We start from the raw sequence: 22,773 nt of genomic DNA, 5'->3' as shown, positions 1-22,773 counted from the left end.
ATAACCCTTTCATCGAAAAGCACTGATGGTTTGAGAAGAAACCATTAGTCCTTATCTTAAAAAGGATTAGCCCTTTTGAACGTTAGTTCTGGAGTTTGGAAAAGAAGAATACTCGGAAAAACAAACAAAAAAAGCCCATAGGGCTATGTACTATACCGAAAAGTACATAATCCTATGGGCTTTATACTCCACCACAGATGGGGAGTTCGCTGGCAAGGGACAATACTTTGAACAAAAACGCTTTCCTCTATCTTCTCCTCTAACAGGAGGTAACCTATGAAAGGAGTATAACAATTTCAAAAAGAAAGGGGAAGACTAAGAGCCTCCCCCTCTATTGTTACGCTCCGTATAGTGGAACCTATCGAGAAATTTATTTGTAGTTTTTCGCTTTACTCTTTGAAAAAGTCTCTACTGGAGCCTTGTGCTTTGGGAAGTACCAACATATCTGCCAAGCAAACATGCTCGGGTAGATTCAAAGCAGCAGCAATGCAATCAGCTATATCCTCCCCTGTTAGCGGAGTGTAGCCCTTATACACATTTTCGGCACGGTCTGCATCTTGGTGGAAGCGTACCAGCGAAAATTCTGTTTCTACCGCCCCTGGAGCAACTTGAGTAACCTTGATACCATACTTGTGCATATCGATGCGCATCGCTTTAGAGATAGCATCTACCGCATGTTTGGTCGCACAGTAAACGTTACCATTGGGGTATACTTCACGCCCAGCAATAGAACCGATATTGAAAATATGCCCTTTTTTACGTGCTATCATAGAGGGAGCTACCACTCGGGTTACATAGAGTAAGCCCTTGATGTTGGTATCAATCATCTGTTCCCAATCCTCCAGAAGTCCCTCTTGAATGGGTTCTAAGCCAGCGGCTAAGCCAGCATTATTGACCAGCACCTCTATATCTTTCCATTCCTTGGGGAGGTTGCCCAAATGCTCTTCTACCTCCCTATTGTTGCGCACATCAAAGTGTAGAGGAAGTACTTCTATTTTGCATTCGTCTCGAAGTGTTTGAGCTACCTCTTCTAAGCGTTCTTTTCTGCGTCCCGTTATGATAACCTTATAGCCCATTTTAGCCAACTTACAAGCGGTAGCTTTTCCTATACCCGACGTAGCTCCCGTAACGAGAGCGACAGGATTTTTCATAACACTCATATCTATAATTCTATACTTAATTTCGATTACATTCTACTATTTTTCGCTCTTAGCTTCCCATGCAATGGCGGCAGCTCCCAATACAGCAGAGTCCGCTGCAGGCAAGGAAGAGAATAGAAGTTTAGGTGGGTTGTAAACTTTAAGCAAGTTGGTTTGGAAAGCCTCTTTAACGGGATTCATCAATAGGTCTCCAGCAGCTGCCAATCCCCCAAAGAGGACAAAGGCTTCAGGACTGGAGAAAGTGACAAAGTCTGCCAACGTTTCCCCCAATATCTTTCCTGTAAAATTGAAAATATCTATTGCAATAGCATCTCCCCGAGAGGCAGCCTCGTAAATATCCTTGGAGGTCAATTTGTCTCTATCTATACTTCGGAGTAAACTTGGCTCTGTGCGTGCATCCAAGAATTCATGGGCAGAACGGACAATACCCGATGCCGAACAGTAGGTTTCCAAGCAACCATTTCTCCCACAACCACACTTGCGCCCGTTGCGTCGCACTATGAAGTGCCCCAACTCTCCTGCCAAGCTATCGGTGCCGTAGAGTACCTTTTCATTAACGACGATACCGCTACCGACTCCTGTACCCAAAGTAATCATAATAAAATCTTTGAGCCCTTTGGCTACACCGTATGTCATCTCTCCTATAGCTGCAGCCTTGGCATCATTAGTTAATATTGTAGGTAGGTTCAAACGCTCCGAAAGCATCGTTACAATCGGGAGGGATTTTTTCCATGCCATATTGGTGGCAAAGTCAATAGTACCTGTATAGTAATTGCCATTAGGAGCTCCTATTCCAACGGAGCGTACACTATCTCTTAGGTTATTCTCCTCAATTAATAGAGAAATTTTGTCAGCCAAATGGTCTACAAACTTCTCTGCATTGTCTCCATATTCCTGAGTTTTTAAGGAGTTTGTTGCAACGATAGTACCACGGGCATCAACAATACCGAAGACAGTATTTGTACCGCCGATATCAACTCCTATAACGTACGATTTAGTCATATCTAACATTCACAAATCAAGACGGAGGACAAAGGTAAGTATTAATAGCGATTATTATAGATTTTTTCTACTATCACAATAAGTTGAAGAGTAAGAGAATGAAAATCTCCTCAATAAAATATATATTTGGGCAGAGAGAAGTAAACATCTAATATATTTTATTAAGTAAAAGATGAGTTTTGCTCGATATTTTTTATCGTTTTTCATATTCATCGAGGTCTAAAAGTTGGCAAAAAGAGAACAGAAATTTTGTTCTCTACATATATAATGATACCTTTGCCGAGGATTAGAATGAAGAGTCTAATCTTTCTTGGGGGTGCCAATAAGAGTTGTAATATCTCCTTTTTGGCTGAGAGGATACCCGTGACCTGATCCAGATAATACTGGCGTAGGCAAAGAAACAATCTTTGAAGTGGCTTGTTCTGGCCATGGTTACCTCCCATTTATTCCCAAGTTTGATGGAATTACTCTTCTAAAAATCCCTGTTTGAAAAGGATGGAGAGAATGTAACCCATTAAGAATAATGCAAATCGAACTTAATCAAAAGATAAAAATAGTGCCTGATGAGTGTACTATAACCTCTCTTATTGCCTTGGAGCAGATAGAAGGTGGATACATTGCCGTGGCAGTCAATCAAGAAATTATAAAGCGAGAAAACTGGGAAATAACCTATCTTAAAGAAGGAGATAAGATACTCATTATCGGAGCTGTAAGAGGAGGATAAGCCCAACAAGAATAAAGATTTTCAAAACAGTAAATAACAGTCTAAAAGAATTATATGAGAGCAAAAGACCAAACAGAAAACTTATCTATATCAACAGGACCTCTACCTGGGAGTACCAAAATATATGTTCCTGGTTCGATGCATGATATACAAGTGGCAATGAGACGTATAGACCTCTCACCCACTATTGATGAAAATGGAGTAAAAAGAGACAATGAATCTGTGGTGGTGTACGACACCTCTGGTCCTTATACAGACCCTAACTATACCACCAATCCTCACAAAGGATTACCTAAACTACGTCAATCTTGGATAGAAAAGCGCGAAGATACCCAAAGGTTGGAGCAACTCTCTTCGGAATATGGGCGTATACGCCGTGCCGATGCTTCGCTGGATCACTTACGCTTTGAACACATCGAAGACCATCCTCTCGTAGCAAAAGAAGGTAAATGTGTTACCCAACTCGCTTATGCACGAGCAGGGATTATTACTCCCGAGATGGAGTATGTGGCTATCCGTGAGAATCAACTCTGCGATCAAATAAAAGAACACTACAAAAAGGAGCGAGGAGAATCTTTTGGAGCACATCTCCCCGATCTTATTACCCCCGAGTTTGTCCGTTCAGAGATTGCTGCCGGGCGTGCTATTCTTCCCGCCAACATTAACCACCCTGAATGCGAACCAATGATTATAGGGCGCAACTTCTTGGTAAAAATCAATGCCAATATTGGCAACTCTCCCGTAACAAGTTCTATCCAAGAAGAGGTGGAAAAAGCGGTTTGGGCTACTCGATGGGGAGCCGATACCATTATGGATCTCTCTACGGGGCGTAACATACACGAAACTCGTGAATGGATTGTTCGCAACTCACCCGTACCTGTAGGTACAGTGCCTCTCTACCAAGCCTTGGAGAAAGTTAAGGGTAAAGTGGAAGATCTTACTTGGGAAATTTACAAAGATACTCTCATCGAACAGGCAGAACAGGGTGTGGACTATTTTACTATTCATGCGGGACTTCGCTGGCAGTTTATACCTCTTACTATGAACCGACTAACGGGTATCGTATCTCGTGGAGGGGCTATCATGGCGAGCTGGTGTACTACGCACAAGAGAGAGAGCTTTCTTTACGAACATTTCGAAGAGATTTGCGAGATTTTGGCTAGATATGATGTGGCAGTATCTATTGGAGATGGTCTCCGTCCTGGTTCTATTGCCGATGCAAATGACGAAGCTCAATTTGCGGAATTACGCACCTTAGGAGAGCTGGCGGCTATAGCTGACAAGCATAACGTACAGGTTATCATTGAAGGACCTGGACACGTACCTATGCACAAGATTAAGGAGAACATGGATCTCCAGCTTAGCCTATGCAACGAAGCTCCTTTCTATACCTTAGGTCCGTTGGTTACTGATATTGCTCCCGGTTATGACCATATTACCTCCGCCATCGGAGCAACTCTTATCGGGTGGTATGGTACCTCTATGCTTTGCTACGTAACACGTAAGGAACACCTCGGTCTTCCCAATAGAGACGACGTAAAAGAGGGCGTTATAACCTATAAGTTAGCAGCTCATGCAGCCGATTTAGCGAAGGGACACCCTGCTGCCTATTTTAGAGACTTCGCTATGAGTAAGGCGCGTTATGAGTTCCGCTGGAGAGATCAATTCCACTTGGCTTTAGATAGTGAGACGGCACTCAAATTTCACGATGAAACGCTTCCTTCAGAGGGACATAAAACAGCTCATTTCTGTTCTATGTGTGGAGAACATTTCTGTTCTATGAGGGCTTCTAAAAAACTTCATAATCGTATCAAAGAGGAATAATCTTTATCGAAAGAATACCTATGTTTATCGCTATTACTCCCCCCGATGCTACTCCAAGAGATATAGTTCGTTACAACCGTCTTTTTTCACTTGGGTTGCACTCATTGCACTTGCGACTACCTAATGCTTCTCGAGAGCAATACAAGGCTTGCATTCAAGCTATCGAGCCTGCTTTTAGGCATAGAGTTGTTTTGTGTGATTACTTTGAGTTAGGAGATATAGCAGGTACAGGGGGTATTCATTTGCGTAAAGAATATATTGACCAGTGGCGAGACTGGCAGGGTATAAATCGAGGCAGAGTATCTGTTTCTGCTCATTCGATAGAAGAGTTGCGACAGCTTCCCTTTGTACCGACTTATGCCTTGCTCAGTCCACTATTCGATAGCATTTCCAAAACTAACTATCCAGCACAGTTGAACGTAAAGGAATGCCAAAAATATCTGCCTCAGTTACCCTTTCCTGTAGTCGCCTTAGGTGGTATAACCCACGAAAGATATAGGAAGGCTTTGGAGTATGGTTTTTCGGGAGTAGCTGTTTTAGGGGATTTAGCCGTTTCGGGAGAGTATATCGAAGAGGCTTTCTTGCGCTACCCTCAGCCCGAAGTCTTAACCGTAGCAGGGCATGACCCCACGTCAGGAGCAGGAATAGGGGGAGATATAAGAGTTTTTGAAAGCAATGACACCTATCCTCTTTCGGTATGTAGCTCGATAACAGCTCAAAACGAATATGACTTTGTCTCCTTATCGCCACTTGAAGAAGAGCACCCCTTAGAGGTACTTTTGGCACATCATACCCCTGTTGCTTGTAAAATAGGATTGATTTCTTCACTCCGACAAGGTATCAGAATCGCTCAAAAACTCCGTCAAAAGGGAGTACGCTATGTTGTTTGGGACCCAATTCTCAAAGCCTCTGCTTCGGAAAATAGCATACACAATGCTTTTTCTGCCAATGAAATCAAGGAGTTTCTTTCTCTAATAACGTTGGTTACTCCTAATTATCCCGAAGCGCAACAACTTTTTGGCTCTACCGAAGCATTCGACCTTTCTCTGTTGGCCTCTGAATATCAAACCTATATCTTATTAAAGGGAGGACACGAAAACAGCCACAAAAATGTTTCGACAGATTTGCTTTTTTCGCCTGATGGGCAGATGGCTCGATATACAGTGCCACGCACTCCGCACGACAAACATGGTACGGGGTGTACCCTCTCTGCCTCTATTGTTTCATTTCTTGCTCATGGGTATGACCTACCCTCTGCTTGTAGATGGGGACAATGGCGAACAGATGCTTTCCGACGTTCAAATAGTCAGCTCTTAGGAGGGCATAAACCTGTTGAATTGATCGAGAAAAAGCTGCGCTTAAAGACCTGCCACCTCCAATATATTACCGACTCGACGGACTTGACAGAATTACTTTCCAAAGCAGAATTTGCCTTAGAGGCAGGTGTCCGATGGGTACAGTTACGCATGAAAGAGGTGTCTTCAGCTCAGAGACTTGAAGCAGCATTTGCTCTAAAAAAGCTGATGCAAAACTATCTCGGAGCAACGCTGATTATAAACGACGACTTGGAAACCGCCTTAGCTTGCGATGCTCATGGAGTGCATTTGGGCTTGGGGGATGTCTCTCCAGCCACAGCTCGAAAAGTCTTAGGAACAAGTAAAATAATAGGAGGTACTTGCAACACGTGTCAAGATATAAGTCAAAGAGCTCTTGAGGGAGTAGACTACATTGGTATAGGACCCTATCGAGCCACCTCCACCAAAAAAGTACTTAGCCCTATATTAGGAAAGAAGGGAATGGACGTTTTGAGTAAGTATAATCAGCAACTCCCCCACCCTATTCCTTTATTTGCTATCGGAGGGATTACGCCTTCTGATTTTGCTGACCTTGCATCATTAGATATACAAGGAATTGCGTTATCTGGGGCTATCAATCATGTAGACGATATTTTCGCTACCACTACCGCTATGGTAGAGACCTTACAGCAACTATTTACAAAGTAAAAAGACCCATTAAACAAACTATACTATGCAACCTCTTATTTTATCGGGAGAGAAATTTACTTCTCGTCTTTTTTTAGGTACGGGCAAGTTTGCATCCAATGATTTAATGTATAACGCTATCCTTGCTTCCGAAAGCGAGTTGGTAACAGTAGCTCTCAAAAGAGTCGAGATGAACAATGAACACGATAAACTCATCGCTTCCATAACTCAATCTGGAGTAAAACTCATGCCCAACACCTCGGGTACCCACAATGCCGAGGAGGCTATATTTGCCTCTCGTTTAGCATATGAGGCTTTCGGTTCTAAGATTGTAAAAGTAGAAATTCATCCCGACCCCAAGTATCTTCTGCCCGACCCTTTTGAAACTCTGAAGGCTACTGAAGTATTGGCAAAAGAGGGATTTATAGTGATGCCCTACATTCAGGCAGACCCTATACTTTGTAAATACCTCGAAGATGCTGGCGCAGCAGCCGTAATGCCCTTGGGAGCTCCTATTGGTACAAACAAAGGACTTAAAACCAAAGACTTATTACAGATAATCATCGAGCAGAGTCGCGTGCCTGTGGTTATCGATGCGGGCTTGGGGGCTCCCTCTCATGCAGCAGAGGCAATGGAGATGGGAGCAGACGCTGTTTTGGTCAATACTGCCATAGCAGCTGCTGGAGATCCTGTAGAGATGGCTCGAGCTTTTAAGGAAGCAGTCATAGCAGGTCGCAGAGCTTATGAAGCTGGTTTACCCTCTATGGGGCAATCTGCCTCTGCTACATCGCCTATAGATACCTTTTTTGGTATGTAATCACTTAATGCACAACTCAACAACAACTATTCTGATACAATGACCACGTTTTACGACGAACTTAAAAAGTACGACTGGGATGCCGTAGAGGGGTCTATCTTCAAAAAGACTGCCTCGGATGTACAGAGAGCGCTTCAAAAGGAAAGATGCAATTTGGAAGACTTCAAAGCACTCATCTCACCTGCTGCTGAGCCATTTCTTCGAGAGATGGCAACTAAAGCAGAACAACTGACCATCAAACGTTATGGGCGTACTATACAGATGTATGTGCCACTTTATGTCTCGAATTACTGTACCAACTCCTGTGTTTATTGTGGGTTTAGTTGTCATAATCAGATACATCGCGTAAAACTTGACATTCCTCAGATTTTAGAAGAGATAGCTGTTCTAAAGAAATGGGGCTTTCGCCATCTATTATTGGTATCTGGCGAGGCACCTAAGCTAACAGATGCAGCTTATTACGAAGAGGTCATAAGAGCTGTACGTCCTCACTTTGCACAAATATCTCTTGAAGTACAACCTCTAACCACCGAAGAGTATAGACGAATGTACGAGGCAGGTATTAGTTATGTATGTGTGTATCAAGAGACTTACAATGAGAAAACCTATCCAGAGTTTCACCCCCGGGGCGAGAAAGCAAACTTTCGCTATCGATTGGAAACGCCTGACCGTTGCGGAACCGCAGGGATACAAAAGATAGGAATAGGTGCTTTGCTCGGATTGCAAAATTGGAGAACTGACTCTTTCTTTACAGCTCTTCATCTGCATTACCTTGAGCGTACCCATTGGAAAACCAAATACTCTATTTCTCTACCTCGCCTACGTCCTCATGTTGGGAGCTTTATGCCTACCGATCCCATCAACGACCGACAAATGGCTCAACTCATCTGTGCCTATCGCCTCTTCGATCCCGAGGTGGATATTTCGCTCTCTACTCGAGAAAGTGCATCCTTTAGAGATATGGCTATGCGCATTGGTGTAACGACTATGAGTGCTGCTTCGAGTACCGAGCCAGGAGGATATGCTACAAAGCACAAAGAGTTAGAGCAGTTCGAAATTAATGATTCCCGTTCGGTCGAAGAGATGGCAGCAGCCGTACGAGCACAAGGCTACGAACCTGTTTGGAAAGATTGGGACGAATGGTTATAATAGAAAAAAGATAGATGAAAAGTTTTCGCATAGGCTTATTGCCTCGTATCATTATTGCTATTGTCTTAGGGGTACTCTTCGGACAGTTTCTTCCCCTATCTGTGGTGCGTATCTTTACCACTTTTAATGGGCTTTTTGGCGAGTTTCTGAGTTTCTGTATTCCTCTTATTATACTTGGACTCGTTAGTGTAGCTATTGCAGGTATTGGCAAGGGAGCAGGAAGAATGCTCTTTATTACAGTCGCGATAGCCTACGGTGCAACTATTTTCTCTGGAGGCTTGGCATACATTACCAGTATATTTACCTTTCCCTCTCTGATAGATACGAGTCAATCTCTACAAAGTATTACGGAGAGTAGCATTACACCGCTACCCTATTTTTCCATAAAAATACCGCCTTTACTTAACGTTATGACAGCCTTAGTTTTGGCATTTCTTTTAGGCTTAGGTATGGCATCCCTGACTTCTAATGCACTCAAAAAGAGCTGTGAAGATTTTGAGCAAATCATTACTAAGGTTATTACTTCCGTTATTATTCCCGCCTTACCGATATATATATTCGGTATCTTTTTGGAAATGACTTTTACGGGAAAGGCTTGGAGCATAATGATGGTATTCATCAAGATAATCGGTGTGATTTTCCTGCTGCACATTGGGCTATTGGTACTACAATATACCATTGCAGGGCTTATTGCTCGCCGCAATCCGTTCCGTCTACTTTGGACTATGCTTCCTGCCTATTTCACTGCTTTAGGAACGCAATCGTCGGCTGCTACTATCCCTGTTACTTTAGAGCAGACACAACGCAATGGAGTAGCTCCTCATGTCGCAGGCTTTGTTGTCCCTCTTTGTGCTACTATCCACCTATCGGGCAGTACCCTAAAGATTGTTTCCTGTGCGGTGGCACTTATGATGATGTTGGGAATGCCGATAGACACACTGCAATTCGTTGGTTTTATACTAATGTTAGGTATAACCATGGTAGCAGCTCCGGGAGTGCCTGGGGGAGCTATTATGGCTTGCTTGGGTATATTAAGTTCCATCTTAGGCTTTGACGAAAGTTCCCAAGCTCTAATGATTGCGCTCTATATCGCTATGGATAGCTTTGGAACAGCTTGCAATGTAACAGGAGATGGCGCTATTGCTCTAATTGTAAATAAGTTAGTCAAGCTGTAAAAAGCACTCTGATAAAGTATAAAAGTAGTATTTGGAGGGAAAGTTTCCTCCCTAACACTCTTTACAAGAATAAAAGAGAAGTAGCCCGATAAGGTTGCTTCTCTTTTTTTGATACTCTTGGGGAGTGTCCCGTTGCAGAAGCCTCTCTTTTTTCCCCTTTAATCACCTTAGTTCTACCCATCCGAGTAAACTCTCGAAACCTTCCGTGCAAACTCTCGAAAGGTATAACCCTTTTGCCCCGAACCATTAACCCTTTTATGGAGGGTCAAAGAGGCGTTTGTAGGGCTTCTCAAATGAATAACTTGTAGGTCTATGAAATCAATCGGCGATTATTCGTACTTTTGTGAGAAGTAGAAGAAGAATTTAGAAGATAATGGAACTACATAAAGACCTTCAACAACTCAATGCCGAGATTGCTCGAGAGAGTCAATTTGTTCAAAAAATACTCTCTGGCATGAAGCATTCTATTATAGGTCAGGAGCATTTAGTTCGCTCTTTATTGATTGGGTTACTGGCAGATGGACACATCCTTCTGGAGGGAGTACCGGGGCTTGCCAAAACTCTTGCCATCAAAACGCTTTCGCAACTTATTGAGTCGGATTATAGTCGCATACAGTTTACCCCCGACTTGCTCCCTGCCGATGTTATTGGTACACTCATATATAGTCTCAAGAAAGAGGAGTTTGAGGTTAAGAAAGGACCTATTTTTGCTCATTTCATTCTGGCGGACGAAATAAACCGAGCTCCCGCTAAGGTGCAGAGTGCCCTACTCGAAGCTATGCAAGAGCATCAAGTAACGATTGGAGACACGACCTATACCCTCCCCTCTCCCTTCTTGGTGATGGCAACCCAAAACCCCATCGAACAGGAGGGGACTTATCCTCTCCCTGAGGCTCAGGTAGACCGTTTTATGCTCAAAGTCTGCATAGGTTATCCCTCCAAAGAGGAAGAGTGTGATATTATTTCCCTCAATATGCAGGGAACTTTGCCCAAACCTACGCCTGTAACTTCGGTCGAAGAGATAGAGAAAGCCCGAAGAACGGTACAAAAAATCTATGTAGACAAGAAGATTTTGCAGTATGCTGTAGATATTGTTTTTGCAACGAGATACCCCGAACAGGTCGGGTTAGAGCATCTGAAACCGATGATTCAAAGCGGAGCTTCACCAAGAGCTTCTATCAATTTGACTTTAGCAGCCCGTGCCTATGCCTTTATTGAGGGTAGAGGGTATGTGTTACCCGAAGATATTCGAGCCGTATGCTACGATGTACTACGCCATCGCATCGGTCTAAGTTACGAGGCAGAGGCTAACGATTTAACCTCCGATCAGATTATTACCGAAATCCTCAATAAGGTATTAGTGCCTTAAGAGTAACCTATTTTCTAAAATCATTCCAATTCGATGCCACTAAATACGAGTGACATACTCCATCAGGTACGGCGCATAGAGATAAAAGCCCGAGGACTGAGCCAAGAACTCTTTGCTGGAGAGTATCATACCGCTTTCAAAGGTAAGGGGATGACTTTCAGCGAAGTACGTGGGTATGCCGTAGGTGACGATATTAGAGATATTGACTGGCACGTAACAGCACGGCACAATGCCCCCTATATCAAGGTTTTCGAGGAGGAAAGAGAATTGACTGTGATGCTCGCCATAGATATGTCTGGGAGTATCGGCTTCGGGACTATCGGAGAGACCAAAAAGGAGTTAGTAGCCGAGATTGCTGCTACACTGGCATTCTCTGCCATTGAAAACAACGATAAAGTGGGGGTCTTACTCTTTACAGACACGGTAGAAAAATACATCCCTCCTGGGAAAGGTAAGAAGCATATCCTCTACATCATCCGAGAGATACTGCACTTTACCCCCGTGGGGACTACTACAAAGATAGAAGAGGCTCTATCGGTGCTCAATAAGTTGCTCAAAAAGAGAGCTACCACCTTTCTCATAAGCGACTTTATGACCGATGGAGATAGCGAGTACTACCGCAACGAATTACGCCTAACAGCTCGCAGGCATGACCTTATAGCAGTAGTGGTATCGGATCGAAGGGAACAAACGCTCCCCTCAATGGGCTTGGTACAGTTTAGAGATACCGAGACGGGCGAGAAGTTTTGGGTCAATACCTCCTCTCGTAAGGTAAGAGCTACCTATGAAGAGAAATTCCTTAAAGCACGCGAAGAGCGTCGTAATGCGATGAAACTCTACGGAATAACCTACGCTGAGGTCTCTACAGGCGAGGATTTTGTCAAGGCTCTTCTCAAAATATTTTCACATCGTTAATCTTTATGGCTCGATACCTCCGACTGATAGTTTCCGTAGTTCTCCTCCTCATTTCCTATGTCTCTTGGGGGCAAAACATAGGGATAACTACTCGTATAGAGCCAGGAGAGATTCAAATAGGAGAACAGGCTTTGGTGCGCTTAAAGATACGTACCAACGATATTGACAATACCTTTCTTATCATCCCTCCCGATACAGCTATTCACAGAGCGGAGGCTCTTTCGTTTAGGGTTACAGATACAGTGCATTTGGAGGGAACACTCAAAGAATTGTCGGCAGAGATGGTGCTCACCTCTTTCGACTCGACCTTAGTTACCCTACCCGCTTTTGGAGTACGAGTAGGAGAGCAAGAAGTTTATTCTCAGCCCTTGTACCTGAAAGTGAACCTGCCCGAGGTTGATATGGAACACCCTGACGAGTTTTTTGGGTTAAAGAGCATATGGAAAAGGAACTATAAGCTGTATGATTGGTGGATATTGCTTCGCTATTGGCTAATAGGCTTTGGAATAGCCCTGCTCGCTATAATCGGCTTTTTCCTATGCCGTCACTTCTACAATCGCCACAAACATAGAGCGAAAAACGTAACTCCACCCCCCATTTCGATTATAGAACTTTTCTGTCTCAAGATGGAGGAGCTCCGAACGCGACAGCTCCCTGAAAAAGGCTTGTAGAGAGCTATTATACCGAGTTGAATATGCTTTTGCGCTCATTTCTATGGAATTTATTACACATCAATTCTTTGGAAATGACTTCTCGACAGCTTATCAAAGCTCTTGAAGAAAGGGACTACATACCTTGGCTACAAGAGTTTAAACTATATCAGTTTATGGAGCATAGCGATTTGGGTAAGTTCGCCAACGAAGCTATTCAGATCTCCGAGTGTGATGAGGACTACGAAAATGTGTTGCGCTTTGTTCATGCACTCTATAACAGAGAGGTGCAAGCAAAGCAAGAAGTAAAAGAAGGGAGGACGAAGGTATGAGCTTTCTATACCCCCACCTCCTTTGGCTACTGCTTTTAGTACCTATCTTCACCCTCTTTTATGTACTCTCTCATAAGAAGCGGTACGCAAGTCTCCGACTTTCTGCCTGTTACCGATTGGAGCGAGGGGGCTTTATCACGGCACTACGCCATTTACCCTTTGCGCTCAATATGCTTGCTTTGAGCTTTCTTATCATTGCATTTGCTCGCCCTCAAAATACGAGTAATTGGCAGAAAGATACTATTGAAGGCATCGACATCATTCTCTCTATCGATGCTTCGGGCAGTATGCTTGCTATGGATTTAGAGCCTAACCGCTTCACGGCAGCAATAGAGGTTGCCAAGAAATTCATAGCCAATCGCCCTAATGACAATATAGGCTTGGTAGTCTTTGCAGGAGAGAGTTTTACCCAATGCCCCCTCACTACAGACCATGCCACATTATTGAAAAGGCTCGAAAACGTTCAGATGGGAGTGCTGGAGGATGGTACTGCCATTGGCTTAGGTATATCGACCGCCTGCAATCGTCTTAAGGCAAGCCCCACCAAAAGTAAAATTATAGTACTGCTAACCGATGGCACCAACAATCGTGGAGGCATTACTCCCTATATGGCAGCATCTATAGCCCAAACATTGGGGATACGTATATATACTGTAGCGGTAGGTACACGAGGTGAAGCTCCCTACCCTCGTCAAACTAACTTCGGCACTGTTACCGACTATGTGAAAGTAGATATTGACGAAAACTCTCTCAAGGAAATTGCCGAAACCACAGGGGGAAACTTCTTTAGAGCGCAAGACAACGAAAGCCTTGAAAAGATTTATGACGAGATAGACCGCCTCGAAAAGAGTCGATTGATGACTAAGAGCTTTACGGCATACGAAGAGTTATACCAAATATGGGGCATACTGGCACTCATAACACTTATACTTTCTTTCGTTTTGCGCAACACCTTATTGAGAATACAACCCTAATCTTTGTAGCGTATGTACTTTGCCTCTCCTCAATACCTATGGCTTTTGTTACTTTTTATCCCCATCTTAGGACTTGGGATTGTGGAGAGCTATGTACGCAAAAAACAACAAAAGCTCTTCGCAGAAAATGCCTTTTGGAGACTTTTGCAACCTGATGCCTCTCATAAGCGACGTTGGGTACACCATTTTTTACTACTACTATCTGTAACTTCTATCGTTATAATGTTGGCGCGTCCGCAACAAATTCAGAAGAGTGATAAACCTACAGAAGAAAAGGGTATCGAAGCCATTATTGCTTTGGATATTTCCAACTCGATGTTGGCAGAAGACTTCTCGCCTAACCGCCTCTCTTTTGCTAAGATAAGTAGTATAAAATTGGTTGAAAAATTGCATAAAAGCAAGATTGGCATCATAGTCTTCGCAGGCTCGGCGCATACGCAACTTCCCATTACCTCAGATTTGAACATGGTAAAGACCTTTATCCAAGAGGCAGACCCACAGATGATATCCAATCAAGGTAGTGCCATAGGTACAGCGATAGATATGGCTATCCCCTCCTTCTCTTCTCGAAAGGATGTTGGTAAGGCTATTATAATCTTCACCGATGGTGAAACTCACGATACCAATGCTCTCGAAATGGCACAAAAAGCACGAGAGCAAGGAATTAAAATATATATATCTTCCATCGGTTCTGAGCAAGGGGCAGCAATACCCCTATCGAAAGAGGGAGAGTATATGTTGGATGAAAATGGGGAAAAAGTCATTACTCGTGTCAATACGGAGGTGTGTCAACAATTGGCCACTATAGGGGGTGGTGCGTTTATTCAAGGGACCAATTCTTCGACACTCGCTTCAAAGCTTAACGATGAGCTAAAGAAACTCCCCCAAGCTGTCGTTACCAATTATGCAGAGAATAAGCACGAACTCTTTGGCTGGTTTGCTTTCTCTGCTATCCTCTTCCTTATCATTATGGAGGTAGTATTGCCTCGAAAGAATCATTTCTTCGCTCGGATTAAGCTCTTTAACTAATGTCTATCAAAAGTTACTTCATTGCTATCCTTCTGCTACTTCCTTTGGGTCTCGCAGCTCAAGGGACCTCTCGCATCCTCCTCAAAAAGGGGAATAAAGCTATCGAGAGGAAAGAGTATGCACACGCAGAGAGCCTTTTTCGCAAAGCCCTTATGCAAGACTCTACAGAAGTCGCAGCCCGATACGGCTTGGGGAATGCACTATATGAGCAGGGCAAATACAAAGATGCCTTGGAGGTATATGGCAACATCGCCCCCGAGAGCATAGAAAGCCAAGAAGAGGCCTCTCAACTCTTTCACAACATCGGTAATGCTCAGCTCAAACTAAAGCAATATGCCCCTGCCGTGGAGAGCTTCAAACAGTCGCTCCGACTCAACCCGATGGACGATGAAACTCGTTATAACTTGGCTTTGGCTCTAAAGCAACTTCCCAAAGATCAGCCCCCTACTCCTCAAAACAACGCTTTACAGCCTAATAACTCCCCCAACAACGAACAGCAAAATCAACAGAAAGAGCAAGAGAAATCGGATGATGCTCCTAAAAATGGAGAGAAGATAGACCCCGAGACAGCTAAAAAAATACTCGACTCCTACAAGCATGACGAAGAAAACACTCGTCGTAAATATGAAGAGATGCAACGCTCTCAACAAGAAGCCGAGTCTTCTAAAGATAAAAAACGCTGGTAATCGCCCCCTTAACTGTTAGGAGAAAAAGCCCCATCATTATGTATCAAAAGGCATTTATACATACGGAATCAACTAGCTCTCTCTGTAAAAAGAGGGGATGGCAACATCTTTTTTTGCCTCTACTTACAACTCTCTTTCTCTTTGTTGGGAGTGTCAATACATCGGCACAAGTTAGCTTCAAAATAGAAGCCCCTACATCAGTAACACTTTCGGACAAGATTGTGGTGCGCTTTATCCTTACCAATGGTGAGGGAATGAATTTCAAAAATCCCGAAGTCGAAGGTGTATCTACCCTTTTCCCTCCCTCAAAAGCGACAGCAAAAGGGGAGTTTAACGGTAAACCCTCTACTATCTATACGGGTACCTATCTTGCCGAGAAAGCAGGCATCATACGTATCGGTAGCGCAGAGATACAAGTAAAGGGAAAAGTGTATAAAACCAAACCTATTTCCATAAAGGTATTACCCCAGGAGAAGAACGAAAAAACGGCGTCATCCTCCTCTTCGTCTACCTTTTTCATCCGTACTATCCCGTCCAAAAGAACTGTTTACAGACAGGAAGGAATGCTTGTCTCCTACAAAATATATGCTCGAAGTAGTCGCTTTCAGTTTGAGCAATCAAAATTTCCAGAATATGATGGTTTTGTCGAAGAGGAAATCAATAACTCCTCACAAAGTCAGCTTGCCATGGAACGTTATAATGGTCAGAACTACTACACAGGCATAATTCGCCAATCTATCATTATCCCTCAACAAAGTGGAGAGCTTGTTATTCCTCAAGGAGAAATTAATCTGACAGTAGCTTTGGAGAGAACTGTCGACAACGAAGAAGAGTTCTTTGAGTCTTCTTCTACCCCTACGATTGCCAAGAAGCTCCTTACTCCAGCAGTCAAAATCAATGTACTCGAACTCCCTCAACCAGCTCCCTCGGGGTTTGATGGGGCTGTTGGCTCATTCGACATCAAGGCAGAGCTCTCTGATAAGAATACGATAAAAACTGACGAACCATTTCTGCTACGAGTAACCATATCGGGAGAGGGCAATTTGAAGCTATTAACTCCCCCATCCTTTGTACTGCCTGAGAGCTTCGAAATCTTTGATCAATCCACTGATTTTGCCATAACTACGACGACCGAGGGGATAAAAGGTTCGAGGATAATAGAATATCAAATTATTCCTCACAACGTGGGAACATTTTCTATTCCTTCTCTTTCGTTGGTCTATTTTGACCCTGAAAAGAAGAGTTATCTCTCTAAGCAAACCCAAGAAATCTCCTTCTCCGTAATCAAAGGTTCTGCTGCGGGTTACGAAGCAAAAGCCTCCAACGATCTCAATCTATATGACAATGATATTGCAGGCTTACAAGAAAAAGAGCTTTATAATAAGAGTTTAACCCAATTTTTCTATTCTCCCCTTTACTGGAGTTTCTATCTCCTACTTCTTTTGATAGTCTTAGCTGCTGGTTGGGGCTACAATCTGCATCGACAATCTCTTAACGATGTAGTTGGCAGAAAGTATAAGAAAGCGGGCAAAATAATCACACAAGAATTAAAATCTTTACAAGCGACAATCGAAAAAGGAGATAAGGGCAATTTCTATGCCTTACTTCTCTCTGCTATTTATGGCTATCTCTCCAATAAATTCCACTTATCTACCAGTCAGTTAAGCTCTACCTTAATTCGAGAGACCCTCCAAAATAACTATACGCAAGATATTGTAGAGGAGCTTCTGAAAATCTTGCAACAAGCGGAATATGCTCGTTATGCCAGTGGGGAAATAGCTACGTCTCCCCTCTCTTTGATAGAACGTACTCTAAATGTCGTACAAAGGATAGAATCGAAACAATGAAGCATACAATCTTACTCCTATCGCTTCTGTTATCTCTCTCACTCAATATTATGAAAGGAGAGAACAGTAAAATACAGAAAGCACAAAAGCATTACGAGCAAAAGGAATATGCCTTGGCTATCGAAAGCTACTGTGAGATGCTTGATGACCCATCACAGCGAGAGAATGCCACACTCTATTACAATTTGGGGAATGCCTACTACCGCCATGGGCAATTGGGGCTTGCCATACTCAACTATGAAAGAGCCTTGCGCATAGTGCCACAAAATAAAGCTATCCGACACAACCTAATGATAGCTAACAATGAAATAACCAATCCGATAGAGTATCCTATTTCCTACCTTTCTTCTATCAAGAGCCTACTATTTCAAAGAATATCTACACGAGTGATAATCATCATCGCATTTCTCCTCTTTGCGCTCCTTTTGATAGGCATACTCTTTTTCCTTTTAGGGTCTCGAAGAGTTGAACGACAGATTGGGTTCTATACAGCCTTAGTTTCGTTCTTTCTCTTTATTGTGGCACAAGTTTTACTCTACTCTCTACATCAACAATATAAAAATCCTCACGAAGCGATTGTTTTAGAAGGTAAAGTAGCTGTGAAAAGCTCGCCCGAAATAGGTAGTACCTCTCTAATAACTCTTTATGAAGGGAGCAAAATCACTATTGTAGATTCTTCTACAGATAAGCAATGGGTTGCGATAGAGCTACCTGATAACAAATTAGGTTGGCTCGAAAGAAACTCAATTGCAACCATTTATCCTTTTAGCACTACTAAATAGCCTCTATATGTTAGATCAATTAATCCTGTGGGAGCGTGAACTTTTCTTGGCTCTCAATCATCTCCACACACCATTTTTAGATGCTTTTATGTATCTCATCTCTGCCCGATGGACTTGGACAGCGGTCGTCATAGCACTTATCCTGTGGGTATTCTACAAGCGTTCTCCCAAAGAAGCTATTCTATTTATCGTTATAGCTGTACTTATGCATGTAGCATGCGACCAACTTACCTCATCGCTTATAAAACCCTTCTTCGGACGATTGCGCCCTGCTTATCATCCCTATACCAAAGATATGGTTATGAATGTCTACAATAACCTTGGGTGGGGCTTTAGTTTTGTATCAGGGCACGCAGCTAATTTCTTCGCCATTGCGATGTTTACCTCTCTCTCTTTTAGAAACCGTTTCTATTCTGTTTTGGTCTTCTCACTCGCTACTCTTGTAGCTTACAGTAGGATTTACTTGGGAGTTCATTTCCTTTCTGACATTATACCGGGATCACTATTGGGAGTTTTGTTGGGCTACCTATTCTATCGACTTTATGTGCTATGTCGTTCTAAGTTTTTCGGAAAGTCCAAGGCTAATCTTCCCTACAAAGTTTTCCAAAACAACATCGTTGTTTGGCGCACTATTCTTTTGGGTTACCTTTTCTTTATGATAGCTTTTTCTTTAGAGATGAGCAAAGTACTTATAAGAATCGGGTACTATTAAAGGGAGCATCCAAGCTACTCAAAAGGTATAATGCTTTGATTAAAAGATTAGGTACCTTTTAATCAAAATGATTATACCTTGCGAGGGTTCACACAGAGGGTTTTGAAAGTTGTCTTTATAGCTATCGAAAGATTGGTATAACCTTTTACTTACCTCTCTTTCTTTACGACTTTATTTGCTAAGCGTAGGGTTTTCGGAATGAAAAAGGAAAAGATAGTTCGATATAAGCTCCTCTAAGAAAAGATTAGTCTAACATTAGATCTATGTAGAAAGGAGTTTGTTGAAAGAGTTCTTCAGCGAGTTGAGAGGGGGTAAAAGCTCTTTGAGAGAGTCGATTAGAGGGCAATGATTGGTACAAGACTTTGCCCGAAGAGATGCGATAACGCCCCGTGTTTTTGGGGATTTCGTAGTCTATAAGATCTAAAGTACGCATCTCTCTGGGATGTGTTTTTGCATATAGACGTAATGCATCTTCTGCCCGTACTATCCGTAGCATTCCATGCTTCTGTATAGGGGCATTGGGGTAAAAGTTTGAAGGGGCTATGATTTGTATAGCCTTTTCTCTTGGGTTGGAGCGTATGGATTTGGAAGTAGCCCCTGTAAAAACACCCTGTGTAACATCGCCTAAATAACGAATGATATAATCTTCTTGATGACCTCCATCCGATAGAGCCGCATCTTTGACAATAGTTCTCCACTGTGCATAGGAGTGCTCAACATGAGGAAAAAACCAATCCTTCTGCGAAAACGAATAAAATTTTTATAGTTCTCTACCGATACATCTGTCGAAAGGGAGATTCTATTCACCTCTAATTTCGAGGTGTTTTCTTTTTGAGAGGGAGATATAATAGCTCGGCAAGTTACCGAGGCATAGCCTGCCTTACGCGTGTAATAAGCATAAAGCCATTCCTCAGCAGGGATTAAAAAGGAAAATATATCGCCCCTCTGAAACATACTTACAAGAGCTCGTCGCATCAGTTGAGGCATTATCCCTGAAGCTCTATATTCTTGGTTCGTAGCAGCACCCGATATATAACCTGCTCCACAACGAGTCCCCCATACGACTATTCGATAGGGCAATAGCTGGATATGAGCGATGCCCTTATTGTGCTTATAATCAACTATAAGATGGGTTTGTTCAGGGCTATATACCTCTTGAAAGTATAGACTCATGAAAGAATCAGAATCATGGAACACCTCTTTCCAAATGCTAAAGGCGATCTCTCTACGAGGATTACGGCAAGACATATAGAGAGTAAAGAAATCAACTGTTCTTCAAGAGAGCCATGCCCTTTAAGAGTCTTTTTTCAGGTTGATAAGACTCTTTGGCAAAACGAAGACCAGGAATGCCTAAATCTTCTTCTCGATTGATATATAGGTAGTTTTCTGGGATTACCTTGGCAAACTCATTGTTGATAATGGTATAAGCCCCCTCGATAGATGTGTCTGCCTTCTCGACATGAACATCAAAGGTATCATAATTAATAGGAGAACCCAATGTTATGCCCACAAGTTTATCATCAACAAAAAGAGCCCCTCCAGAGAGTTCTAACTCTTTATGCGCATCTAAAATGCGATGAATCATCCGGTTCTCTGCATCAACTCCTTCTCTGAGTTGCTCTTTCTCAAACCAATGATCGGCAAAGTCCTTATATAAAGGGATATCTTCTGAAGAGAGTAAACGGAAAGAATAGTTCGGATAGAGCTTCTTAAATCTGTTAATGTGATTGCGCTTTGATTGCAACTTTTTGCCACTTAATGTTACCAAGCGTTCTCTTAGATAAACATAATCCGCAAGATTATTATTCCAAGAAAAAGAAAAAGCATTAGGAAAAAGTATTTCTAAGTTTTCTGCACAAATTGGGGTTACTCCCATAAAAACAAGCGGGGTTGCTGTTCTCTCAGTGGTCTCTTTAATCTGCAAAATAGTTGCCTCCCAAATGTGCATATCTGGGCAATATGGCAATAAAAAAACAGGATGATTGTACAAAGGAGACTGAAAACGTATTACCAAAATGCCTTCTTCCGTCTTTGCCCACGAAGTATTATAATGAGAAGCCCAGCCGTAAAGGTTGGTAAAAGAGAGATCGCAAATAGCTTTCTCTGCATTGTAAAGGTCTGGATATATCTTGCCCCTATCCTCTAATTCTATTTGTCTAAAGTGCATTGTTCACTCCTTTGCTGTAAACTCTCTTGCATATTGTAGGATACGCCCAATCATCGAGAGTAGCCCATTGCTTCTCGTTGGAGAGAGATGTTCTTTTAGCCCCAATTCCTCCAAAAAGAAAAGCTCTGTTGAGAGTATCTCTTTAGGGTCTTGATTGTTAAAAACACGAAGAAGTAAGGCGGCAATACCTTTCACAATGAGAGCATCACTATCTGCCAATAGATGTAATTTTCCCTCTTGAGTCAAAGAAGCCTTTATCCAAACCCTGCTTTGGCATCCCTCAATTATATTTTGGGGTATCTTATACTCTTCAGGCAAAGGCTCCAAAGAGTTGCCCATATCTATCAATAAAGCATAACGATCCATCCAATCATCGAAGGGCGCAAACTCCTCAATAATTTCATTTTGGACCTCTTGTAATACGTTTTGGCTCATAGTTATTTCTTCTCTTGTTGTTTCAAAAAGGTCATTACAGTGTGTCCTACTGCTTCTAAAACAGTTGGGTCTATGTTATCTAAGTCATCCTTATGGGTATGCCAATGCCCTCCGAAACCATTGGGCCTATCAGGATCATAATTAACAATATTGATAGTAGGAATGCCCAAGTTCTTAATTACAGGAACATGGTCATCTGTAAGGGCTGCACCATCTGCCTGAATAAAGAGTGAACCATATCCCAAGCGATAAGCAATATCCCAAATAGCCGTCAGCAGATAAGGTGCATGGATTTTAGAGAAAATCTCCCATCTAAACTTTGCCCCCTTAGCGCCTACCATATCAAGAAGTATACCCCAATCGGCTCTATAATTAGCCACATGAGGATTTTTGCTCCAGTAAGTAGAGCCTAAACACCAAGACTCTTCGTCGTTAGAGACTCCATAATCTTCGGCATCTGCCAAAAGAATATCAATACCCAATGATGTATTGGACTTTTGTAACTGACGAGCTATCTCTAAAAGAACCGCCACTCCACTTCCTCCATCGTCTGCACCCAATATGGGTTCACTACGCAAATTTTCGTTAGGGTCATGGTCGGCGATAGGACGAGTATCCCAATGCGCTAATAACAATATTCGATTAGGATTATCCGGATTAAAAGAGCCTATTATATTGGTTATATCTAACTTCTTCCCATCATGGGCTGTAACAGTAGTTTCTTGGCGCACCACTTGAGCTCCGAACGAAGACAGTTTCTGCACCAACCACTCTCTACAAGCCTTATGGCCTTCTGTATTAGGTACTCTTGGTCCAAAAGAAACTTGATGGGCAATATAGCTATAAGCACTGTCGGCAGAAAATAATTTATCCTCTTTCTCGGTACGATTAGTTGTGGCACTACCCTGTTCGGCAGAAGAGTCTTTAGAAGAGGAGCGCTCATTTGAGCAAGAGGTAAGAAGGAGGGCAGGAGCAATCAATAGAGAACCTACCATTTGCACTATGGAAAGATGCTTCATAAACGATAAATATTAAGCAATAT

24 protein-coding genes and 1 riboswitch are annotated in these 22,773 nt (G+C 42.6%); of the genes, 17 read left to right on the top strand and 7 right to left on the bottom strand.

Features of this window, described 5'->3' with window-relative positions; all coding sequences use genetic code 11:
• Positions 1–145: 145 nt before the first annotated feature.
• Positions 146–280 (top strand): hypothetical protein, encoded by a 135-nt coding sequence (locus tag JCM15907_RS13665; RefSeq protein ID WP_277906961.1) that lies wholly within the window; start codon positions 146–148, stop codon positions 278–280.
• A gap of 109 nt (positions 281–389) precedes the next feature.
• On the opposite strand, the gene JCM15907_RS05110 is transcribed toward JCM15907_RS13665, so the two are convergent.
• A complete protein-coding gene (locus JCM15907_RS05110; RefSeq protein WP_025842974.1) occupies positions 390–1,151 on the bottom strand; it encodes an SDR family oxidoreductase in 762 nt (253 codons plus the stop codon).
• A gap of 45 nt (positions 1,152–1,196) precedes the next feature.
• A complete protein-coding gene (locus JCM15907_RS05105; RefSeq protein WP_025842973.1) occupies positions 1,197–2,162 on the bottom strand; it encodes an ROK family protein in 966 nt (321 codons plus the stop codon).
• A gap of 302 nt (positions 2,163–2,464) precedes the next feature.
• A riboswitch (TPP riboswitch) is annotated at positions 2,465–2,574 on the top strand.
• Positions 2,575–2,685: 111 nt separating this feature from the next.
• On the opposite strand from JCM15907_RS05105, the gene thiS reads away from it, so the two are divergent.
• The 16 genes from thiS (at position 2,686) to JCM15907_RS05015 (ending at position 19,129) form a co-directional block, all read left to right on the top strand.
• Positions 2,686–2,886, top strand: coding sequence for a sulfur carrier protein ThiS (gene thiS, locus JCM15907_RS05095; RefSeq protein ID WP_025842971.1), 201 nt, complete (start codon positions 2,686–2,688; stop codon positions 2,884–2,886).
• Positions 2,887–2,940: 54 nt separating this feature from the next.
• Positions 2,941–4,710: a phosphomethylpyrimidine synthase ThiC gene (thiC, locus tag JCM15907_RS05090; RefSeq protein WP_025842970.1), complete on the top strand. Its 1,770-nt coding sequence runs from the start codon at positions 2,941–2,943 to the stop codon at positions 4,708–4,710.
• 20 nt (positions 4,711–4,730) lie between these two features.
• On the top strand, positions 4,731–6,713 hold the full coding sequence (gene thiE, locus JCM15907_RS05085) for a thiamine phosphate synthase (RefSeq protein ID WP_025842969.1): 1,983 nt from the start codon (positions 4,731–4,733) through the stop codon (positions 6,711–6,713).
• Positions 6,714–6,738: 25 nt separating this feature from the next.
• Complete coding sequence (locus tag JCM15907_RS05080) at positions 6,739–7,509, top strand: thiazole synthase (protein WP_025842968.1); 771 nt, start codon at positions 6,739–6,741, stop codon at positions 7,507–7,509.
• Between the two features lie 39 nt (positions 7,510–7,548).
• Positions 7,549–8,658, top strand: a complete 1,110-nt coding sequence (gene thiH, locus JCM15907_RS05075; protein WP_025842967.1) for a 2-iminoacetate synthase ThiH — start codon at positions 7,549–7,551, stop codon at positions 8,656–8,658.
• Positions 8,659–8,672: 14 nt separating this feature from the next.
• Positions 8,673–9,833, top strand: a complete 1,161-nt coding sequence (locus JCM15907_RS10870) for a dicarboxylate/amino acid:cation symporter (protein ID WP_036883401.1) — start codon at positions 8,673–8,675, stop codon at positions 9,831–9,833.
• 373 nt (positions 9,834–10,206) lie between these two features.
• Entirely contained in the window at positions 10,207–11,202 is a 996-nt protein-coding gene (locus JCM15907_RS05060; protein ID WP_025842965.1) for an AAA family ATPase, read from the top strand.
• Between the two features lie 33 nt (positions 11,203–11,235).
• The gene (locus JCM15907_RS05055) at positions 11,236–12,117 is read left to right on the top strand and encodes a DUF58 domain-containing protein (protein WP_025842964.1); all 882 of its coding nucleotides are present in this window, start codon (positions 11,236–11,238) and stop codon (positions 12,115–12,117) included.
• 5 nt (positions 12,118–12,122) lie between these two features.
• Positions 12,123–12,788: a hypothetical protein gene (locus JCM15907_RS05050; RefSeq protein WP_025842963.1), complete on the top strand. Its 666-nt coding sequence runs from the start codon at positions 12,123–12,125 to the stop codon at positions 12,786–12,788.
• A 23-nt stretch (positions 12,789–12,811) separates the two neighbouring features.
• On the top strand, positions 12,812–13,099 hold the full coding sequence (locus JCM15907_RS05045) for a hypothetical protein (protein ID WP_025842962.1): 288 nt from the start codon (positions 12,812–12,814) through the stop codon (positions 13,097–13,099).
• A complete protein-coding gene (locus tag JCM15907_RS05040) occupies positions 13,096–14,073 on the top strand; it encodes a vWA domain-containing protein (RefSeq protein ID WP_025842961.1) in 978 nt (325 codons plus the stop codon). The genes JCM15907_RS05045 and JCM15907_RS05040 overlap by 4 nt, the downstream gene beginning before the upstream one ends.
• Before the next feature lie 12 nt (positions 14,074–14,085).
• Positions 14,086–15,102, top strand: coding sequence for a vWA domain-containing protein (locus JCM15907_RS05035; RefSeq protein ID WP_025842960.1), 1,017 nt, complete (start codon positions 14,086–14,088; stop codon positions 15,100–15,102).
• Positions 15,102–15,788, top strand: coding sequence for a tetratricopeptide repeat protein (locus tag JCM15907_RS05030; RefSeq protein ID WP_025842959.1), 687 nt, complete (start codon positions 15,102–15,104; stop codon positions 15,786–15,788). The genes JCM15907_RS05035 and JCM15907_RS05030 overlap by 1 nt, the downstream gene beginning before the upstream one ends.
• 113 nt (positions 15,789–15,901) lie before the next feature.
• The gene (locus tag JCM15907_RS05025) at positions 15,902–17,635 is read left to right on the top strand and encodes a BatD family protein (protein WP_159099916.1); all 1,734 of its coding nucleotides are present in this window, start codon (positions 15,902–15,904) and stop codon (positions 17,633–17,635) included.
• Between the two features lie 50 nt (positions 17,636–17,685).
• The gene (locus tag JCM15907_RS05020; protein ID WP_159099915.1) at positions 17,686–18,417 is read left to right on the top strand and encodes an SH3 domain-containing protein; all 732 of its coding nucleotides are present in this window, start codon (positions 17,686–17,688) and stop codon (positions 18,415–18,417) included.
• A gap of 7 nt (positions 18,418–18,424) precedes the next feature.
• On the top strand, positions 18,425–19,129 hold the full coding sequence (locus JCM15907_RS05015; protein WP_025842956.1) for a phosphatase PAP2 family protein: 705 nt from the start codon (positions 18,425–18,427) through the stop codon (positions 19,127–19,129).
• Between the two features lie 244 nt (positions 19,130–19,373).
• Here the strand turns inward: JCM15907_RS05015 and JCM15907_RS05010 are convergent, their stop codons facing one another.
• From JCM15907_RS05010 to JCM15907_RS04990, 5 genes are all read right to left on the bottom strand, one after another.
• A complete protein-coding gene (locus tag JCM15907_RS05010) occupies positions 19,374–19,625 on the bottom strand; it encodes a hypothetical protein (RefSeq protein ID WP_025842955.1) in 252 nt (83 codons plus the stop codon).
• Positions 19,626–19,753: 128 nt separating this feature from the next.
• Positions 19,754–20,377 carry a GNAT family N-acetyltransferase gene (locus tag JCM15907_RS12260; protein ID WP_025842954.1) on the bottom strand — a complete coding sequence of 208 codons (624 nt, stop codon included), beginning with the start codon at positions 20,375–20,377 and terminating at the stop codon, positions 19,754–19,756.
• Positions 20,378–20,393: 16 nt separating this feature from the next.
• Complete coding sequence (locus JCM15907_RS05000; RefSeq protein WP_025842953.1) at positions 20,394–21,296, bottom strand: DUF2156 domain-containing protein; 903 nt, start codon at positions 21,294–21,296, stop codon at positions 20,394–20,396.
• Between the two features lie 3 nt (positions 21,297–21,299).
• Complete coding sequence (locus JCM15907_RS04995) at positions 21,300–21,731, bottom strand: SufE family protein (RefSeq protein WP_025842952.1); 432 nt, start codon at positions 21,729–21,731, stop codon at positions 21,300–21,302.
• A 2-nt stretch (positions 21,732–21,733) separates the two neighbouring features.
• On the bottom strand, positions 21,734–22,750 hold the full coding sequence (locus JCM15907_RS04990; protein ID WP_051522393.1) for a M28 family peptidase: 1,017 nt from the start codon (positions 22,748–22,750) through the stop codon (positions 21,734–21,736).
• Positions 22,751–22,773: the final 23 nt, after the last annotated feature.

The organism is Porphyromonas gingivicanis JCM 15907 (genome assembly GCF_000614585.1).
Taxonomy (GTDB): domain Bacteria; phylum Bacteroidota; class Bacteroidia; order Bacteroidales; family Porphyromonadaceae; genus Porphyromonas; species Porphyromonas gingivicanis.
Note: the sequence above shows the minus strand (reverse complement) of the source record. Positions and strands in the feature narration are given on the sequence as shown.

Excerpts from the sequence above, each read along its gene's own strand:
- JCM15907_RS13665 (WP_277906961.1), top strand. The coding sequence starts at position 146 with ATGTACTATACCGAAAAGTACATAATCCTATGGGCTTTATACTCCACC.
- JCM15907_RS05110 (WP_025842974.1), bottom strand. The coding sequence starts at position 1,151 with ATGAAAAATCCTGTCGCTCTCGTTACGGGAGCTACGTCGGGTATAGGA.
- JCM15907_RS05105 (WP_025842973.1), bottom strand. The coding sequence starts at position 2,162 with ATGACTAAATCGTACGTTATAGGAGTTGATATCGGCGGTACAAATACT.
- thiS (WP_025842971.1), top strand. The coding sequence starts at position 2,686 with ATGCAAATCGAACTTAATCAAAAGATAAAAATAGTGCCTGATGAGTGT.
- thiC (WP_025842970.1), top strand. The coding sequence starts at position 2,941 with ATGAGAGCAAAAGACCAAACAGAAAACTTATCTATATCAACAGGACCT.
- thiE (WP_025842969.1), top strand. The coding sequence starts at position 4,731 with ATGTTTATCGCTATTACTCCCCCCGATGCTACTCCAAGAGATATAGTT.
- JCM15907_RS05080 (WP_025842968.1), top strand. The coding sequence starts at position 6,739 with ATGCAACCTCTTATTTTATCGGGAGAGAAATTTACTTCTCGTCTTTTT.
- thiH (WP_025842967.1), top strand. The coding sequence starts at position 7,549 with ATGACCACGTTTTACGACGAACTTAAAAAGTACGACTGGGATGCCGTA.
- JCM15907_RS10870 (WP_036883401.1), top strand. The coding sequence starts at position 8,673 with ATGAAAAGTTTTCGCATAGGCTTATTGCCTCGTATCATTATTGCTATT.
- JCM15907_RS05060 (WP_025842965.1), top strand. The coding sequence starts at position 10,207 with ATGGAACTACATAAAGACCTTCAACAACTCAATGCCGAGATTGCTCGA.
- JCM15907_RS05055 (WP_025842964.1), top strand. The coding sequence starts at position 11,236 with ATGCCACTAAATACGAGTGACATACTCCATCAGGTACGGCGCATAGAG.
- JCM15907_RS05050 (WP_025842963.1), top strand. The coding sequence starts at position 12,123 with ATGGCTCGATACCTCCGACTGATAGTTTCCGTAGTTCTCCTCCTCATT.
- JCM15907_RS05045 (WP_025842962.1), top strand. The coding sequence starts at position 12,812 with ATGCTTTTGCGCTCATTTCTATGGAATTTATTACACATCAATTCTTTG.
- JCM15907_RS05040 (WP_025842961.1), top strand. The coding sequence starts at position 13,096 with ATGAGCTTTCTATACCCCCACCTCCTTTGGCTACTGCTTTTAGTACCT.
- JCM15907_RS05035 (WP_025842960.1), top strand. The coding sequence starts at position 14,086 with ATGTACTTTGCCTCTCCTCAATACCTATGGCTTTTGTTACTTTTTATC.
- JCM15907_RS05030 (WP_025842959.1), top strand. The coding sequence starts at position 15,102 with ATGTCTATCAAAAGTTACTTCATTGCTATCCTTCTGCTACTTCCTTTG.
- JCM15907_RS05020 (WP_159099915.1), top strand. The coding sequence starts at position 17,686 with ATGAAAGGAGAGAACAGTAAAATACAGAAAGCACAAAAGCATTACGAG.
- JCM15907_RS05015 (WP_025842956.1), top strand. The coding sequence starts at position 18,425 with ATGTTAGATCAATTAATCCTGTGGGAGCGTGAACTTTTCTTGGCTCTC.
- JCM15907_RS05010 (WP_025842955.1), bottom strand. The coding sequence starts at position 19,625 with ATGCTACGGATAGTACGGGCAGAAGATGCATTACGTCTATATGCAAAA.
- JCM15907_RS12260 (WP_025842954.1), bottom strand. The coding sequence starts at position 20,377 with ATGTCTTGCCGTAATCCTCGTAGAGAGATCGCCTTTAGCATTTGGAAA.
- JCM15907_RS05000 (WP_025842953.1), bottom strand. The coding sequence starts at position 21,296 with ATGCACTTTAGACAAATAGAATTAGAGGATAGGGGCAAGATATATCCA.
- JCM15907_RS04995 (WP_025842952.1), bottom strand. The coding sequence starts at position 21,731 with ATGAGCCAAAACGTATTACAAGAGGTCCAAAATGAAATTATTGAGGAG.
- JCM15907_RS04990 (WP_051522393.1), bottom strand. The coding sequence starts at position 22,750 with ATGAAGCATCTTTCCATAGTGCAAATGGTAGGTTCTCTATTGATTGCT.